The sequence below is a fragment of the Paenibacillus sp. EC2-1 genome, from assembly GCF_049311625.1.
Taxonomy (GTDB): Bacteria; Bacillota; Bacilli; order Paenibacillales; family Paenibacillaceae; genus Paenibacillus_AQ.
In genome coordinates this window covers 1,630,915-1,648,114 of record NZ_CP186006.1, presented here as the reverse complement: position 1 = coordinate 1,648,114, position 17,200 = coordinate 1,630,915, and the positions used below count along the sequence as shown (strand labels likewise).

Here is a 17,200-nt window from a genome sequence, read left to right as displayed (position 1 = left end):
TAGCACAGCGTAAAACTTGCCTTCAATTGTCACGACTTAGGTTCAGAATCCGCATTTGTCTCTTCTGACTCGCTCACATGCTTGCCAGCCAATTCATCTTTCAGTGCCTGCTTGGCATTCTCAAGTTCTTCGTTGTTAATGTAAACAAAAGGACTTCGCCATTCGCCTGTAACCGGCATGAATTTCACATCTTGTTTATTGATGTCAAAATAGGCTTTGATCATATTTTTAACCTGATCTTTTTCAATGTCTGTTGTCATATTATCGTCTACCGCATCCAGAACTTTAAATGCTTTAGTCGCTCCACCAAACGATTTCATTCGGTCAATCAAGGAATGAAGTACTTCACTTTGACGAGCGTTCCGATCAAAGTCATTGGATTCTTTGGTTTTTCGGCTACAGTTCGATTTCCGATAGCGAACATAATCCAGCGCCTGTTTTCCATTTAACTCTTGTGGACCAGCCTTCAGATTAATATCTGTTTCATCCACGGAATCCTTATAACACATATTGTACTGAACATCTACACTGACACCACCTAAGGCATCCACAACATCTCTGAAACCTTGGAAATCCAGAACAGTTACGTAATCGATTTCGACGTCAAGATACTTACTAAACATCGTTTTCATCTGCTCTTCCGCTTTGATTCCACTATCCTTCTCTTGTCTTTTGAAGGCTCCATAGAATGCATTTAGCTTCTGATTTGACTTATATCCTTCCAACTGGATACTCGTATCCCTCGGTAAAGACACCATTGTCGCAGAATTCGTATCCGGGTTCATCGACACAACCATCATCACATCCGTCAGGTTCGTCCCCGATTCAGGGCGATGATCTGAACCTAGCAGCAGCATCGTGATCGGTTTCACCGTGGCAGCTTTCTCTGGAGGTACCGGATTGTTATTCCCCGTGTCCAGAACCCCGTTCTCCGCTTTGAAATATAAACTTCCAGCATAAACGGCAACACCCAATACGGCCAACAAGATAAGAACTAATATGAATTTAAAAAATGATTTCACACCGCTTGGCTTTTTACGAGGCGGCTGCTTCTTGCTCTGCCCCCCGGTTTTCGCTCTCGGAGGGAGATTACTATGACCTGAACTCATAATCATAACACCTTTTTTCTCAATTTAGATGAAGGTCCGATAAACACACCCAAAAAGGTGTATTTATCGGACCATGTGTACTTCTCTCTCTTATAAACGAGGGTGACTGGCAAAAAGTTGCCGGATCAACCTGCAGCTAGTAAATTAGCGTGTCTTCGGCTCCGTCTGAGATTTTCTCTTCTGACGATCCTCGACAAAATAGCGAATTCGAACCATCAGCATCAGCGCTACCGCTACAAGCAAACATTGGATTATAGGCAGCTTGTCAACTTGGAAAATGAGCAGCATACCCGAACCAAGTGCCATTAAGATATACAGGAAAACTTCTTTCAAAAGCGGAAGCTTCTGTTTCACCCGAAATACCTTGTTGTACACGTACGTAATCAGCACAAAAATGATGATATAGGAAACGATCGGATGCGCGGCAAACCACGATTGCATAGTAGGTTCACTCCTTTACGATAGGAAACACATTCAGCTACTTCAACCTTAATAGAAAATACTCTCTCTATTATAGATTGGCTTGCGCCATTTTACGATGTTTTTCTGCACGCTCACGTTCACTTTTATTCAAAATCTTCTTACGAAGACGAACGGATTTTGGAGTAATTTCACAATATTCATCGTCATTCAAGTATTCCAACGCTTGTTCCAAAGAGAAAATACGTGGCGTCTTCATCTTAACTGTATCATCTTTTGTAGCGGAACGAACGTTAGTCAACTGCTTCTCTTTACAGATGTTTACCACAATATCGTTATCACGAGTATGCTCACCAACGATCATACCTTCGTAAATTTCGGTACCTGGTTCTAGGAACAATGTACCGCGATCTTCAACAGACATCATACCGTAGAATGTTGTTGAACCATTCTCTGTAGAGATAAGAACACCTTGGTGACGTCCGCCAACTTGTCCTCCATGAAGTGGACCGTAGCTATCGAACGCATGGTTCATAACACCATAACCACGTGTCAATGTTAGGAAGTGTGTGCGGTAACCAATCAATCCACGAGCTGGGACCAAGAATTCAAGACGAACTTGTCCACTGCCGTTATTAATCATGTTAACCATCTCAGCTTTACGTGCACCCAGACTTTCCATGATTGCTCCTGTGCTGTCTTCAGGTACATCAATCAACAAGCGTTCAATCGGTTCCATTTTCACACCATCGATCTCTTTAACAATAACCTCTGGCTTGGAAACCTGTAACTCATAACCTTCACGACGCATATTCTCAATCAGAATCGTAAGGTGAAGCTCACCACGACCCGATACTATAAAAGCATCTGGGCTTTCTGTTTCTTCTACACGAAGACTTACATCTGTTTCTAGTTCTTTAAAGAGACGTTCGCGCAGTTTACGGGAAGTAACCCATTTACCTTCACGTCCTGCAAACGGACTGTTGTTAACAAGGAATGTCATTTGTAGTGTAGGCTCATCGATCTTAAGGACAGGAAGCGCTTCAGGATTCTGAGGATCCGCAATCGTTTCACCAATGTTAATGTCCTTAATACCTGCTATAGCTACGATATCACCAGCACCCGCTTCTTCGATCTCAATACGCTTCAAACCTTGGAAGCCAAACAACTTCTCAATACGGGCTGTTTTGGTTGAACCATCACGAGTCATAACGGCAACGGATTGGCCTTGCTTGATAATACCGCGGTTAACACGACCTACCGCAATACGACCAAGGTATTCGTTATAATCCATCAGTGTCACGAGGAATTGCAAAGGCTCGTCCACTTTCTCCTTAGGAGAAGGAATGTGCTCGGTAATCGTTTCATAAAGAGCAAGCATGTTATCATCTTGCTTCTCTGGATCTAGACTAGAAGTACCATTAAGTGCTGATGCATACACAACAGGGAACTCCAATTGCTCGTCATTAGCGCCAAGCTCAATGAACAAGTCCAGAACTTCATCTATTACTTCCGCCGGGCGAGCCGCCGGACGGTCAATTTTATTAACAACAACGATCGGCGTCAGGTTATGCGCAAGAGCTTTACCTAGCACGAACTTCGTTTGAGGCATACATCCTTCATAAGCATCAACGACTAGCAGTACGCCGTCAACCATCTTCATGATACGTTCTACTTCACCACCAAAGTCAGCGTGACCCGGTGTATCTACGATATTAATAAGGAAATCCTTATACGTAATCGCTGTGTTTTTTGCCAAAATAGTAATACCGCGCTCACGTTCTATGTCATTAGAATCCATCGCACGTTCCTGCAAAGTTTCGTGTTCCCGGAAAATACCGGACTGTTGCAGTAACTGGTCAACTAGTGTCGTTTTACCATGGTCAACGTGGGCAATAATTGCAATATTGCGAATCTGATCTCTCGATTGCATAAATATATCTCAAATCCCTTCTCTTCGAATAAACCATCAAAATAAGCGCCAGGGCGTTAATGCCAACCGACGCTTCAACATAACAACTATTTTATAGGTAAACGGATATAGAAATCAAGTCTTTTCAGAAAATTTCCAGTAATATTACCACCCTTTAGACCATTTTCCACTCTTCGTCCGTTTACGCCCATATATAAGCCATATCCCGACTGCAATGAGGACAAGAGCAATGATGTAAAGTGCACCTGTATAGAGCCAGGTAAATATTAAGATTACAGCAGAGAGTAACGTAAGTCCGAGTGCTATCGGTAATACCGCTCCAGGACGAGGTGTTTCATACATGTAATACTCATACAACCCTACAGCAATACCGAGAATAAGCAGCGGCCACAAAGAACCCATCAAACTCCAACCCCAAATACTGCATATGAGGAACAATAAACCATAAACGGTCAAGATCCCGGCGGGAATCAAGATAGCCGCTGAAGCGCGCCGGCCAAAGAACAGTACATGGAGAATCAGTCCCGGAATGAGAACGAGTAGCGGCCAGAAAGTACGACCTAAAAATCCGAATACACCAAGTTTACCAAGCAGAATGACAACACCGGCTGCAACAATAAATACACCTAGCATCAAATCTTTTTTGGAGGACATCTCATCACCCTCTTCACTTAATATATAGCGTCACTGGCTGCATAAAGAATAAAGCTGTTACATTAATTTTATCCGAAAGCGACAAAAAAAACCACACATCGAGCTTGTCCCCCAAAAATAACGTTGATACTCGATTCCAAAAAAATATACCTGACAAGTCAACTTGTCAGGTATTTAAATCATTTAGGCTCTCTTAAGGTTAATGTTCTTCATCCCACTAATGCTAGTGACCAAAAGAGCTAATGCGATGGGAAGGATATGATGAAATTCAGGCAGCCAATAAGCAAGAATAACTCCCGTCTTCGAGTCCTGAAGTATCATCTCCCCCGCTGTATAAGCCAAAATACCAGCTCCCAGATATAGCAAGAGTGGAAATTTTTGAAGAAGTTTAGAGATTATGCCGCTTCCCCATACGACAATTGGAATACTAATAACGATCCCAATCATTATTAATGCCAAATCACCATTTGCGAGTCCTGCAATGGCGAGTACATTGTCTAGACTCATGACGAAATCCGCAATTAATATTGTATTCACGGCCCTCCACATCGATGAAGTCTCAGAGACACGAATCTCATTCGAATGCTGCTCGGCTAACAACTTGAATGCAATCCATATCAGGAGCAGTGCTCCACCAGCCTGTAGATAAGGAACCTTTAGCAGTAGCACAGCGATTACGGTAAGAAGACAGCGTAGAATAACTGCTCCGAATGTACCAATCCATACCGCTTTTCTCTTATTGGGCTCTGGAAGATCTCTGCTCGCCATTGCTATAACCAAGGCGTTGTCACCGCTTAGTACCAGGTTAATGATCAATATTTGCCCTAACAGCCATATCGTCTCCACTAGACAACCCCTCCCCCTCTACACATATGTTTCATACAGCCCCGCTATGCTTGCATGTGCGAAAAAATAAGCCTATAATAGATCCACTTTGTTTTAGGTGAACCCGTAACTTTAGAGGAGTGACATAACATGGATACTGCAACTTCGGATTTCTTACTGTCATTATTCAGCATTGTGTTTTTGGACCTTGTACTGGCCGGAGATAATGCCATTGTCATCGGGTTGGCAGCTCGGAACCTTGAAGCATCCACTCAAAAAAAGGCAATCATTTATGGCACAGCAGGTGCGGTAGTCCTTCGAATTATTGCTACAATTCTCGTAGTTTGGCTGCTTAATATTCCATGGCTTATGCTAATTGGAGGCATTTTGCTTATCACGATTGCGTACAAGCTGCTAACTGATGAGAATGATCAGTCGGACATAAAAGCTGGAAAAAGTCTTGGTGCCGCCATTCGAACTATTATTGTTGCTGATGCTGCCATGGGTTTAGATAACGTATTAGCTGTTGCTGGTGCAGCAAAACATAATAATCTGCTTGTCATTATTGGTCTTCTAATCAGCGTCCCTATCGTCGTCTGGGGTAGTACACTGTTTATAAAACTTATCGATCGATTCCCATGGATTATCTATTTAGGAGCTGCAGTCTTGGGATACACAGCTTCCTCTATGATTACAGGCGAGAAACATTTTAAAGTGTTTTTTGATACACACCCACTGGTTCGCTATCTCTTTATTGCAATGGTCATTGTAGGTGTTCTAACTGCAGGACACCTCAAAAAAAGAGCATCGAAGGTGCGGCGTGAGCAAGTATCTTGAATTTTCACCAAACAAAAAAGGAATTCACTGCCCAGCGGCAGTGAATTCCTTTTTTTGTCTTCGCAGGTCTCTTCTAGAACCATTCTTCTTTTACAACTTCATCCTGACTCTCATTATCGCCTTTAGTCATCTGCTTTCCGTTCTTTAGGATGATTGTCTCTTTATTCTCAACCGCGATCTGGAGTTTCTCCGGTAAATCAACAAGGGAACTTTCTATACTCTCCACAATCCGCAGATTAGGATTGGTCGTAGGCGATTTCGGCACGAACAATGTGCAGCAATCTTCGAAAGGGAGAATAGACGTCTCGAAAGTCCCAATTTCCTTCGCCAAGTTAATGATGTCATTCTTATCCATCATAACCAATGGGCGAAGTATAGGCAGGTCAGTAGCTTTACCTATAACATTCATACTAGGTAAAGTCTGACTTGCTACTTGACCAAGACTGTCTCCTGTTACAATCGCAAGTGCATTTTCTCGTTCAGCAATCATCGTCGTAATGCGAAGCATAGCACGGCGCATAAGTGTAATCATTAGATTATCCTGACCAAGGCCAGTAAATGATGTCTGCACATCGGTAAATGGAACCAAATGAAGCTTAATTCTCCCAGCATAATTGGACAATATTTTAGTTAATTCAATAACTTTATCTTTGGCTTGCTGACTTGTGTACGGATAGCTGTAAAAATGCACACATTCAACTTCAAGCCCTCTCCGCATGGCAGACCAAGCGGCTACTGGACTGTCGATGCCTCCCGACAAAAGGAGCATTGCTTTTCCGTTCGATCCCAGTGGATATCCTCCGACAGCGGACACGGCCTCATGGAAAAGATAGGTTAGATCTTCGCGAATCTCAACCTTGAGCTCAATTTGCGGATTCCTTACCTGTACTTTTAATTGTGGATAGGTTCGAAGCAGCGGTGAGCCAATAAGGTGATTCATCTCGTGAGAAGAGTGCGGGAACTTCTTCCATACACGTCTAGCATTCACCTTAAAGGTCGTATTATCCGAAAGTTGAGATTTCCCAATAAAGTCCACTGCTGTTTCGATTATGGCATCAAGCTCGGAAGGGCAGACTCTTACAGGGCTGATGGATACAAGTCCAAACACTTTCCGTAGTACCTCTATCAATGCATCCGGAGATTCCCCGTTCAGCTCTACATACATTCGACCATATTCCTTAAGAATCTTCGCTTTAGGAAATGGTCTTATCACAGACTTTACATGATTAAGCATAGATTTCTCGAATCTGTTGCGGTTTCTTCCTTTCAAAGTAAACTCTCCAAAGCGGAGAAGTAGCATGTCATAAGTTATATTCACAATGATGTTACCCCCTTTTTACAGTTAAGGGACGAAGCTTCTCGACAGACTGGTGAAGCGCATGGATCAAACGAATGACATCGTCCTCTGTATGCTCCCAGCCCAGACTGATACGAATCCCACTTGCAGCTAAATCCTTATCTTTACCCATAGCAATTAAGACCCGACTTGGTTCACTATTCTTGGATGAGCAGGCCGACTTTGTCGACACGAGCATCCCTAGTTGCTCCAGGGTATGGACCAATACTTCAGGCTTTAGACCAGGATATGAGAAATGAACAATGTGAGGCGCCCCCTGACTGCTACTGTTCAGTACGAAATCTGGTATAGTGCGAATTTCCTCCAAGAGTAAATTACGCAACTTGCCTATTTTATCACAAAATTGTTCCTGATGCTCTTGGGCTAATCTCATCGCTTTTGCTACAGCTACCGCAGAAGCAACATTTTCAGTTCCCGGTCGTTGTCCACTTTCCTGAGAACCTCCAACTAACAATGGGAATAACTCAACACCTTGCTTCACATAAAGGATACCTGCACCTTTTGGCCCTTTAAACTTATGGGCGGATAGTGTGTATAGATCGACCTTCCAGTCTTTTAGGGATACCGAGAGCTTTCCAAACCCTTGCACACCATCCACATGGAATAATGTACGATGGTTCCTCTCTTTAATTATGCTACCGATCTCTGCTATCGGCTGAATTGTTCCGGTTTCATTGTTTACATGCATTATACTTACCAATACCGTATCTTTTCTTACAGCTTCTTCAAGCTTCTGGAGATCAACCACTCCCGTTTCATCTACTGGCAAGTAGGTGACTTCCCAACCCAGACTCTCAAGCTGCTTAAAACATTCGTATACCGATGGATGTTCCGTTGTTGTAGTAATCAGATGCTGTCCCCGTGAGCGGTATTGCATTGCAGCACCTTTAATGGCTATATTATTCCCCTCCGTTGCTCCCGAAGTGAATACAATTTCTGACGGCTGCATTTCAAGCGCTTCTGCACAGACCTCACGAGCCCGCTTCAATAACTTGGCAGCATCTTCCCCAGCTTGATGAAGGGCAGATGGATTACCATAATGTTGATTCATAATTTCTGACATCGTGTCCACAACTTCTTTGTGTGGAGGTGTCGTAGCAGCGTGATCCCAATAAAGCATCTCCATAAATCCCCTTTCTGTTAAGCACAAAAGGATCAAACGGGTAACCGGAATTGAGCACTTAGCTCACCGTATACTCCCCGTTTGATCCTTCTTTTAGGCATGTATCATTCAGAGGCTAAGCCTCATATTTCTCACGCGCATTCATTACTTTACGGATATAAGCTTGTGTCTCAGCTGGAAGTAGGTGTGACTGAGCCATTAGCTCTTCATCATTCGAAACACCAAGACGTGTAACCCGAGACGGTCCCGCATTATAGGCAGCCAAGGCCATGGCAATCTCTCCACCAAACTTCTGAAGTTGATAAGATAAGTATTTAGTTCCGCCTTCAATATTCTGAACAGGATCGAATGAATTGCTGACACCGAGTCCACGGGCTGTACCATCCATCAACTGCATCAAGCCTTTAGCTCCTGCCGAAGACACTGCATTCGAATTAAAAGATGATTCCGTATCAATGACAGCTTTGATCAAAGATGTCGGTACGCCGTATTTTTCCCCTGCGGCTGTAATTAATCCCTCATAAGCTGATTTGACAGAAGATACTCCTTCACGTTCCTTGACAGGTTCAGCGGACGATACAGACACTGGTTCAGCTGATTCGAGTTCGCGTTCGTTATCCAGCGTCCCAAGTTGTTGCCACAATAAACCGTCTTCCCAAGTAACACCGGGAGCTAACTTTACTGTTGTTCCTGAAGAAATGGAATTGCTGTTATTCATCATGCTCGTTAGTACTGACTCAAAATCTCCACCGTTCTCAACAGTTCCAGTTCCGAGACTTTGCGTCAGGTCTAAAGAACTGCTGTTCACGGAACGCTGTAATTCTACCATACTTCTCGCTGATGCCAGATCAATCTGCATGTCATTCATCACATCTTCCTGTAAGGTTTCAATTTCCATTTTACATCCTTTCAGGACAATCTGCTATACTCTATAGCAAAAAAAGCAGACGTTTCACCTAAAAGCGTGAAAACCGTCTGCTTATTCTCATTATTTACATTTACCTAACGGGCAAATGGAATGAGGACAAAATAACTAATCGTAGCTAAGATACCAAGTCCCATGGACCAAGATCCAAGTGTCCTGCTACCTTGACTGTAGGCATAATAACCAGTGACGGCTGCAACAGGTCCAAGGATCACCGACCACATGAACAATGATGCAATACCGAGCACCAATCCTATATAACCTGCCATGCGGCCGGTTGATTTTTCTTCTACAACCGCATGATTGTCATCATATCTTCTTGTTCGGACATCTGTACCGACAGGAGGAGATACCTCTGAGGCATATTCCTCATAATGTTCTTTACGAGGATAATCCACCCGACTGCGTTTGGTATCAATCACTTTAAGGTTATTCTTCTTGTGCTTTTTGCCCTTACCCATGCTGTCACCTCCGTGTGGTTGAAAGACAATTAAAGGACGCCGTTATGCTTTGGGTTTAAATGTTAGGCAGCATGTGGATGAAGAGGTTCCTGCACTATCCTTATGATTGTTAACAAAATCCTCATCCGCAAACTCAGCATTCAGACGGACATTCGCATGTCGGTCAATTTCAATCATGATCATGTCTGCCCGGCACACATTTTGTTCACCCCAATAATTACAGTTGCTTACACTGCACTTAACGTATGGTTTGGCTTCATTGGCCATTAGAATCACCTCATACATATTTTCTCCGCAGTTCACCAGGTGTATTCACGTTATAGGTTGTCAGTAGGTGTTAAGTTACACAAAAAAAGAGATGCCAAATGGCATCCCTTCCTCCGTTTACATTATATTAATAAAATAATTTTTTTTCTAAAATTTATGCATGTCTTCTTTCAGACTGCATACGGCGTTCCGTTAAATAATCACTTTCGTAGTAACTTAGATCATCCCGAAGTTCTTCGTAAATTTTCGTAATATCCATGATGACATCTCTTGCAGGGCGAACGGGTTTCTTACGGAATCGAATCGCGTCCTGACCTGTATAGGCATAGCGTCCATCCTCAGAATAGCTTTCATTTTTAGGGTAGAAGAAACTGTTCACACAGCTGTGGTATACACGGTACAATTCCTTCTCGGCAAACTCAGCATCGAAATTAGGACGACGCTGGACAACACCGAGCTTCTCGAAAGATACTTCCGAGAAAGTTAACAAATGGCGAAGATCTGAAAGAAATCCCTTGTAAAAATGAATGGTCTCTTCATTCTGTTCTGCGTCTAATTGAGGCAAGGTGTGTTCATTCAAAAACGATTCCATGATGTTTATTGCGGATTTCAGTTTCTCCCTTGTCTCCGCGCACAGATTCTGAAGATTGTCTGCTGGCATTACGGTTGCTCCCCCTTAAATGGTTACTGACCGCACTAAGCTTAAGTCTACGGCGGTCAAAGATTATGTATTATCCTAACATAAAATACCGCTTTTCGAAATCCCTTATGAATACACTTTCAAGGATTTTTTAGGATAATATTATCCAAAGAAAGGAATTTACATCAATCTTCCTTACAATAGCGAATAAAATAGCTCTCCTCTTCCAACCATAAGAAAAATAAAGTCCATCTGTAAGGAGAAATGAATATGAATTCACGACGCCTATGGAGTATATTGGGATTCGCTGCAGTCTTGGGTTTATTCGTCATTTTCTTATTAACCCCTGATCCCAATCTTCCAGAGTATGCTGCAAAACAAAACGAGAAACCCTTACCAGCTAAAGAAGAAAATCGGTTAAAACAAGCAACAATATCAGGTGATTTAGATGCCACGGATCATTTTAGTCGCATGGATGCTAAACAGCATTTACAGATTATTCTAAAGCACGAAAAGCATCGCAAACCGGAGCAGATTGTAAAATTGGTAAAAGATCACCAACGTACTCACGATCACTTCGAGAAATTCATTTGGTACGATCTGAAGAATCATAAAGAAGAAGAAGTGAATATCAATAAACCGAAATGGAGCACTCAAGATCAGCAACATATCAAGGAGCATTTAGAACGTGCACGGCAGAACCTGCAGCAAGGAAAAGCTTATGCTTCCCCACAATTTAAAGCAGGTGGAGAAACCTATTTTGTCATGGCTGAGCCTTCAGAGGATAAAAAATATGGCGCTGCTGCAATGATAAATATGAAAGTGTTAAAGGAAGTAAAGAGTCACCAAAAGCGGAATTTACGAATGATTCCTTATCCAAAGGAAGGTAAGTTTAAAGTTGAATCTGTACACAGTGATACCCTCCGTGATCTAACTGTTAAAACAGGGCATGACAACGAGAATGCGAGTCACTTTTATGAGAATGAAATTGTTATCCGTTTCTCTCAAGAACCAACTGAACTCGAACTCAAACAGATTGCTAAAGAAATATCAGGAAAAATCCCTCGTAAGCTGGGCTATGCTTATGTATTTAAATCTGACCGGATGGATTATAAATCTCTTCACACCTATTTTGTTGAGAAATGGAGTCCCAAATATGCAGAACCTCATTTTTTGTATTTGACGAATGAGAAGAATGAACCACTGACGGAGAATGTAAATATCCCAAATGATCTTCTGTTCTCTGATTATCAATGGAATTTACCAGCTATTGAAACAAACCGTGGCTGGAACTTGTCCAAAGGGAGCAAAGATGTCATCATCGCCGTTGTCGATACCGGAGTTGATCTGAGCCATACCGATCTGGACGGGCAATTGGTATCAGGGTATAACGTTGTGGACCCATCGAAAGCACCTGCGGATGACGTTGGGCACGGTACACATGTTGCTGGCATTATTGGGGCACTCGTAAACAACGGGGAAGGTGTTGCAGGCGTTAGCTGGTATAACAAAATCATGCCCGTTAAAGCGCTAGACGGAAGCGGTTCAGGTACCACCTATGCTGTAGCAGAAGGAATTATATGGGCTACCGACCATGGAGCCAAAGTCATAAATATGAGCCTTGGTAATTATGCAGACTCACAGTTCCTACATGATGCTATTAAATATGCTTATGACCGTGATGTTCTCCTCGTAGCTGCTTCTGGTAATGATAATACAGAGCGTCCAGGATACCCAGCAGCATACCCAGAAGTACTAGCAGTTGGAGCAACGAATCAAGATATGACCCGTGCAGACTATTCTAATTATGGAGATTATATTGATGTAACTGCTCCTGGAACCAATATCGCTAGCACCTACCCTGGGAATCAATACGCAGCACTCTCTGGTACATCCATGGCAAGCCCTCACGTAGCGGCTATGGCTGGGCTTATCCGATCATTGAATCCGGAACTAAATAACCGTGAAGTTATGGATCTTATGATATCGCAAGCTGTAGACCTTGGTGAGAAAGGAAAAGATAAATATTTTGGCAGCGGACAAGTAGATGTGTTTCGGTCACTTGAAGCTGCAAGCAATCAGAGCAAACCTCTCCAATTATGGCCAGAGCATGTTCTACAGCGACTCCAACAAGAGCTTCAACGGAACCCGTAAATAACAGAAGTAAAAGCAGCTTTCGCCAAATGGTGAGAGCTGCTTTTTTATTAGTTGTGTGTGGTTGATTTTATTGTATTATCTTTTTTTTCTTGCACGAGAAGCATTAGCAGAACGTTTCTTAGGTTTGGAAGAGGAGGATTTACTGGAAACATTCGCACATCCAACTTCTTCTTCGTTTTCCCACTTATAAATATGTTGCTGTACTGGAATACAATGCACTTTATCTACAACTTTTATCGGATGGATAACAGGTACAATTTGTTGCACATAATGGTCTCTTACAATGACTATAGGATCACATATAATCGGTGATACGGGTGGACAAAAACTTGGGCAATTATTTTCGCAAGACATTGCTAGCCACTTCCTTTCTGTTGATAATACAGCATATTAAACCAGGGGCTATTTGGTATGGACGATTGTCCGTCGATGACATTAGCAACATAGAATTGATGGATTTGCCCGGGGTAAACAAAGAATACTACAAGAAAAAACGCGCATCCTTGGGCAGATCTCTAAGATCAGCCGAAAGATACGCGTTATAATCATGCATATACCTGGGTGAAACTATTCATCTTACTGTTGCAGTTAGGAAAGCTTACCATAAGCCGGGTTCTGTGCTTGTCGTGGTCATAACGGGAACTACCCTGCCACCTTAAGCGACAATCATCTATCTAGGCCGAGCATTACTACACGGCTCCAGCGACCAACCCAGACGCACCTCGGGCTAAGGCTGCTTCCTCGAAAGAAGCTTGCGTCCCATTAGGTCTTGCTCCAGGTGGGGTTTACCAGGAACGAAGTCACCAGCGTTCCTCGGGGTCTCTTACACCTCGGTTCCATCCTTGCCTGTGCCGCATAGCGGCCATCGGCGGTCCATTTCTGTGGCACTATCCTTCAACTCGCGCTGACTGGACGTTATCCAGCACCCTGCCCTATGGAGCCCGGACTTTCCTCTCGCGGCTCTTAGCCGCCAGCGATTGTCTGTTAAACTTTCCGGACAACACTTGATAGTATACAAGTTATTCGGACCTTATTCAACCCCATAAATAATAGCAGTCAAAGGGGATCGTTCCAGAACTTCCTTATTAAATAAATCGGAATGGTTCCGTATTAATCTTAGAAGCTACAACACGAGTCTCATATCGATTATCTTTGAATTTATTATCCATCCATTCAGCCACTTTCATCTTCATGATCTTTTCAGCGTTATGACCCGGATCGATAATGGTTAAACCTGCAGCCAAAGCATCCTGAGCAGTATGATAGTCAATATCACCCGTTACAAGCACGTCCGCTCCTTTAAATATCACTTGGTTCATAAAGCTTCCACCCGAACCTCCAATTACTGCGGCTTTTTTGATGATACGATTTAAATCTCCTACGACACGTACATGTGGGACATCCAGTTTGTCTTTCACGATGTCTACAAGTGCAGCAAGTGTTACCGGCTCGCTTAGTCTTCCAATTCGACCGAGGCCAAATGAGCGCCCTTTTAGATCGAGTGGGTATAAATCATATGCCACTTCCTCGTATGGATGAGCTTTGAGCATCGCTTGTACCACTTTATTCCGAAGGTTATCCGGAACAATGGTTTCGATTCGAATTTCATTGACCCGTTCCATTGTACCCTGCTTACCGATAAAAGGATCTGTTCCTTCTCCCGGCACAAAGGTACCAAAGCCTTCAATATTGAAGCTGCAGTGACTATAGTTACCAATGGCACCTGCCCCAGCATTTAATACCGCATCAAGCACCTCTTGATGATGGCTTTTGGGAACAAAAACGACGAGTTTAGAAAGCTGCTCTGTATGAACATCATGAATGGGCTGCGTGTTTTCCATACCCATGGCTTCAGCCATCCAATCATTCATCCCGCCTTCAGTCACATCCAGATTCGTGTGACTTATGTACACAGCGATGTCGTTCTTAATCAGCTTCTCATATACTTTCCCCATCGGTGAGTCTGTCTGAAGTTGTTTCAAAGGTCGATATATAATTGCATGATGCGCAATAATGAGGTCTGCATTCAACTGAATGGCCTCTTCAACGACCTCCTCATTCACATCCAGAGCAACTAGTACCGTCTTAATTTCCTTTTGTAAGGTACCCAACTGTAGACCAATTCGGTCATCCGGCATAGCAACATACTTCGGAGCTAGCTGTTCCATGTACTGAATTACTGTTTGTCCTTTAGCAAACATATCAGCACCTCCTCAATTAGCTTAATATCTGTTCTAATACTCTCAGATTTCTCTTCCGCAGAAACCTGTTCTGATTTCGACAAAGACTGTAAGATTCCATTTAGCTTCTGAATCTCTGTTTTCCACTTGGCATGAAATACAGAAGTTGGACGTTGTATTAAATAGGGTCCAAAACGGAGAAGCCACTCTGTCGTAAGTACAATTCCTCCATCCAGAACACGCTCTTTATACAATGTCTCATTTGATATTTCTAGTTCTCTCAGCTCTTCAGGTTCTGCTATTAGTACTTCGTAAATCTTACCGTCTTCCTCCAAGATATGCTCATTAATCAGTACCCATTGATGTGCTAATAACCATCTGCGAAGAATATCTTCCCCTACATTCGGTTGAAGCACTAGCCTGCTCACCCCGGAAAGCTTCTCCACACCACGATCAAGAATAGAGGCAATCAGTCCCCCACCCATCCCGGATATCGTTATCACATCTACTTCACCCGGCTTTAGTACTTCTAAACCATCTCCAAGGCGAACAGCTACAGTTTGAGTTAATCCAGACTCTTTGACTTGTTTGACAGCTGCTTGAAACGGGCCTGTATTGACTTCCCCAGCTATAGCGGAGACACAGGTTCCACTCTCCACAGCTGCGGTTGGCAGAAGCGCATGATCTGAGCCGATATCGGCAAGGCGACTTCCATGCGGAATATGATCCAATATTAACTGTAATCGATTTGACAATTTCATGATGACACCCACACAATCCATTATATTCGTGACTCTTTCAATACCCTAACAAACAGCATAGTAAAGTGCAATATTGCACTTAATTGTATAACAGAAAACCTTCCCAGAAAAGATGGAAGCAATTTGCAATGGTCAGGGAAAAGAGCTAAAATAAAGACCAATAAAACAAATCAAGGAAATTAACCCATAACTAAGAAATTATATGTTTCAGCTTTGAACAGCTTCCTATTCCATTAGACCCATTGATCCAGAAGGATTGTTTAGTATAGTATAAGCATTCCGGATGGCTTCTATATATCGATTCACTAATGATTTTGAATGATGAAAAAGAACCTCCTGCGATCATCCGCAGAAGGTCCAATGCCTTACTTCTATTCGAGGAAATCCTTCAGCCGCTTACTACGGCTTGGATGGCGGAGTTTACGAAGAGCTTTGGCTTCAATCTGACGGATCCGCTCACGGGTAACGCCAAATACCTTACCAACTTCCTCCAGCGTTCTTGTCCGTCCATCATCAAGTCCAAACCGAAGGCGAAGCACATTCTCCTCACGCTCTGTGAGCGTATCAAGCACGTCCTCCAGCTGCTCCTTCAATAGTTCATAAGCAGCTGCATCGGCAGGTGCAAGAGCTTCCTGATCTTCGATAAAGTCACCCAAGTGGGAATCGTCCTCTTCCCCGATCGGTGTTTCAAGGGATACGGGTTCTTGAGCAATCTTCATGATTTCACGAACTTTTTCAACGCTCAGTTCCATTTCCGCTGCAATCTCTTCAGGAGATGGTTCACGTCCAAGCTCTTGCAACAGCTGTCTGGATACTCTGATCAATTTGTTGATTGTTTCCACCATGTGAACAGGAATACGAATGGTCCGGGCTTGGTCGGCGATTGCGCGCGTAATGGCTTGACGAATCCACCAAGTGGCATACGTACTAAACTTATAACCTTTTTTATGATCAAACTTCTCAACAGCTTTGATCAGACCCATATTTCCTTCTTGAATCAAGTCAAGGAACAGCATTCCACGACCTACATATCGCTTAGCAATACTTACAACGAGACGAAGGTTAGCTTCTGCAAGTCGACGCTTCGCTTCTTCATCACCATTCTCAATTCGTTTTGCCAGCTCAACTTCATCATCTGCTGAGAGCAATGGTACACGTCCGATTTCTTTCAAGTACATACGTACCGGGTCATTGATCTTAATACCAGGAGGAAGTGATAAGTCGTCATCAAATCCTCCACCGAAGTCGTCATTGTTATTCTCATCTTGATCATCAGACTGACGGTGACTGCTTTCCTCATCACTTTCATTGTTTACTTCAATTCCCAAATCGCCGAGCTGCTCATAGAATTCTTCCATTTGCTCAGGATCCTGATCAAAAGGTGACAGTTTCTCCATTATATCTTTGTAACTCAATACGGATCTCTTTTTACCCTGCTCAATCAACTGATCTTTTACTTGATCCAGTGTAAATTCCGTTTCTAATTCAGTATGCTGATCATTTGCCATCTTTCGACTCCCTCCTCCCTCTAGAAACATTCAAGCTGGGCTG

General features: G+C 43.0%; 17 protein-coding genes and 1 other RNA gene. 2 read left to right on the top strand and 16 right to left on the bottom strand.

Annotation, left to right across the window (positions count from 1 at the left end; genetic code table 11):
• Positions 1 to 29 precede the first annotated feature (29 nt).
• From ACK8P5_RS07635 to ACK8P5_RS07615, 5 genes are all read right to left on the bottom strand, one after another.
• A complete protein-coding gene (locus ACK8P5_RS07635; RefSeq protein ID WP_422660353.1) occupies positions 30 to 1,109 on the bottom strand; it encodes an LCP family protein in 1,080 nt (359 codons plus the stop codon).
• A 144-nt stretch (positions 1,110 to 1,253) separates the two neighbouring features.
• The gene (locus ACK8P5_RS07630) at positions 1,254 to 1,550 is read right to left on the bottom strand and encodes a YlaH-like family protein (RefSeq protein WP_422660352.1); all 297 of its coding nucleotides are present in this window, start codon (positions 1,548 to 1,550) and stop codon (positions 1,254 to 1,256) included.
• A 70-nt stretch (positions 1,551 to 1,620) separates the two neighbouring features.
• Positions 1,621 to 3,462, bottom strand: a complete 1,842-nt coding sequence (gene typA / locus ACK8P5_RS07625; RefSeq protein ID WP_422660351.1) for a translational GTPase TypA — start codon at positions 3,460 to 3,462, stop codon at positions 1,621 to 1,623.
• Positions 3,463 to 3,606: 144 nt separating this feature from the next.
• Complete coding sequence (locus tag ACK8P5_RS07620) at positions 3,607 to 4,116, bottom strand: hypothetical protein (protein ID WP_422660350.1); 510 nt, start codon at positions 4,114 to 4,116, stop codon at positions 3,607 to 3,609.
• A 183-nt stretch (positions 4,117 to 4,299) separates the two neighbouring features.
• Positions 4,300 to 4,962 carry a TerC family protein gene (locus ACK8P5_RS07615; protein ID WP_422660349.1) on the bottom strand — a complete coding sequence of 221 codons (663 nt, stop codon included), beginning with the start codon at positions 4,960 to 4,962 and terminating at the stop codon, positions 4,300 to 4,302.
• 129 nt (positions 4,963 to 5,091) lie between these two features.
• Between ACK8P5_RS07615 and ACK8P5_RS07610 the strand changes: the two genes are divergently transcribed.
• On the top strand, positions 5,092 to 5,778 hold the full coding sequence (locus ACK8P5_RS07610; protein ID WP_422660348.1) for a TerC family protein: 687 nt from the start codon (positions 5,092 to 5,094) through the stop codon (positions 5,776 to 5,778).
• 73 nt (positions 5,779 to 5,851) lie between these two features.
• Here the strand turns inward: ACK8P5_RS07610 and thiI are convergent, their stop codons facing one another.
• From thiI to ACK8P5_RS07580, 6 genes are all read right to left on the bottom strand, one after another.
• Positions 5,852 to 7,090 carry a tRNA uracil 4-sulfurtransferase ThiI gene (thiI, locus tag ACK8P5_RS07605; RefSeq protein WP_422661407.1) on the bottom strand — a complete coding sequence of 413 codons (1,239 nt, stop codon included), beginning with the start codon at positions 7,088 to 7,090 and terminating at the stop codon, positions 5,852 to 5,854.
• 13 nt (positions 7,091 to 7,103) lie between these two features.
• Entirely contained in the window at positions 7,104 to 8,255 is a 1,152-nt protein-coding gene (locus ACK8P5_RS07600; RefSeq protein WP_422660347.1) for a cysteine desulfurase family protein, read from the bottom strand.
• 118 nt (positions 8,256 to 8,373) lie between these two features.
• On the bottom strand, positions 8,374 to 9,117 hold the full coding sequence (locus ACK8P5_RS07595; protein ID WP_422661406.1) for a lytic transglycosylase domain-containing protein: 744 nt from the start codon (positions 9,115 to 9,117) through the stop codon (positions 8,374 to 8,376).
• Between the two features lie 143 nt (positions 9,118 to 9,260).
• Positions 9,261 to 9,644, bottom strand: coding sequence for a hypothetical protein (locus tag ACK8P5_RS07590; protein WP_422660346.1), 384 nt, complete (start codon positions 9,642 to 9,644; stop codon positions 9,261 to 9,263).
• 42 nt (positions 9,645 to 9,686) lie between these two features.
• A complete protein-coding gene (locus ACK8P5_RS07585; RefSeq protein ID WP_422660345.1) occupies positions 9,687 to 9,911 on the bottom strand; it encodes a DUF1540 domain-containing protein in 225 nt (74 codons plus the stop codon).
• Between the two features lie 154 nt (positions 9,912 to 10,065).
• Positions 10,066 to 10,572, bottom strand: a complete 507-nt coding sequence (locus ACK8P5_RS07580; protein WP_422660344.1) for a YpuI family protein — start codon at positions 10,570 to 10,572, stop codon at positions 10,066 to 10,068.
• A gap of 249 nt (positions 10,573 to 10,821) precedes the next feature.
• Between ACK8P5_RS07580 and ACK8P5_RS07575 the strand changes: the two genes are divergently transcribed.
• Positions 10,822 to 12,705: a S8 family peptidase gene (locus ACK8P5_RS07575; RefSeq protein WP_422660343.1), complete on the top strand. Its 1,884-nt coding sequence runs from the start codon at positions 10,822 to 10,824 to the stop codon at positions 12,703 to 12,705.
• A gap of 78 nt (positions 12,706 to 12,783) precedes the next feature.
• Here the strand turns inward: ACK8P5_RS07575 and ACK8P5_RS07570 are convergent, their stop codons facing one another.
• The 5 genes from ACK8P5_RS07570 to rpoD form a co-directional block, all read right to left on the bottom strand.
• On the bottom strand, positions 12,784 to 12,975 hold the full coding sequence (locus tag ACK8P5_RS07570; RefSeq protein ID WP_422660342.1) for a hypothetical protein: 192 nt from the start codon (positions 12,973 to 12,975) through the stop codon (positions 12,784 to 12,786).
• Between the two features lie 322 nt (positions 12,976 to 13,297).
• An RNA gene (gene rnpB, locus ACK8P5_RS07565) (RNase P RNA component class A) lies at positions 13,298 to 13,701 on the bottom strand.
• A 92-nt stretch (positions 13,702 to 13,793) separates the two neighbouring features.
• A complete protein-coding gene (locus ACK8P5_RS07560; protein WP_422660341.1) occupies positions 13,794 to 14,909 on the bottom strand; it encodes a Nif3-like dinuclear metal center hexameric protein in 1,116 nt (371 codons plus the stop codon).
• Entirely contained in the window at positions 14,885 to 15,649 is a 765-nt protein-coding gene (locus ACK8P5_RS07555) for a tRNA (adenine(22)-N(1))-methyltransferase (protein WP_422660340.1), read from the bottom strand. Before ACK8P5_RS07555 ends, ACK8P5_RS07560 begins: the two co-directional genes overlap by 25 nt.
• Before the next feature lie 371 nt (positions 15,650 to 16,020).
• Positions 16,021 to 17,157 carry an RNA polymerase sigma factor RpoD gene (rpoD, locus tag ACK8P5_RS07550; RefSeq protein ID WP_422660339.1) on the bottom strand — a complete coding sequence of 379 codons (1,137 nt, stop codon included), beginning with the start codon at positions 17,155 to 17,157 and terminating at the stop codon, positions 16,021 to 16,023.
• Between the last annotated feature and the right edge of the window lie 43 nt (positions 17,158 to 17,200).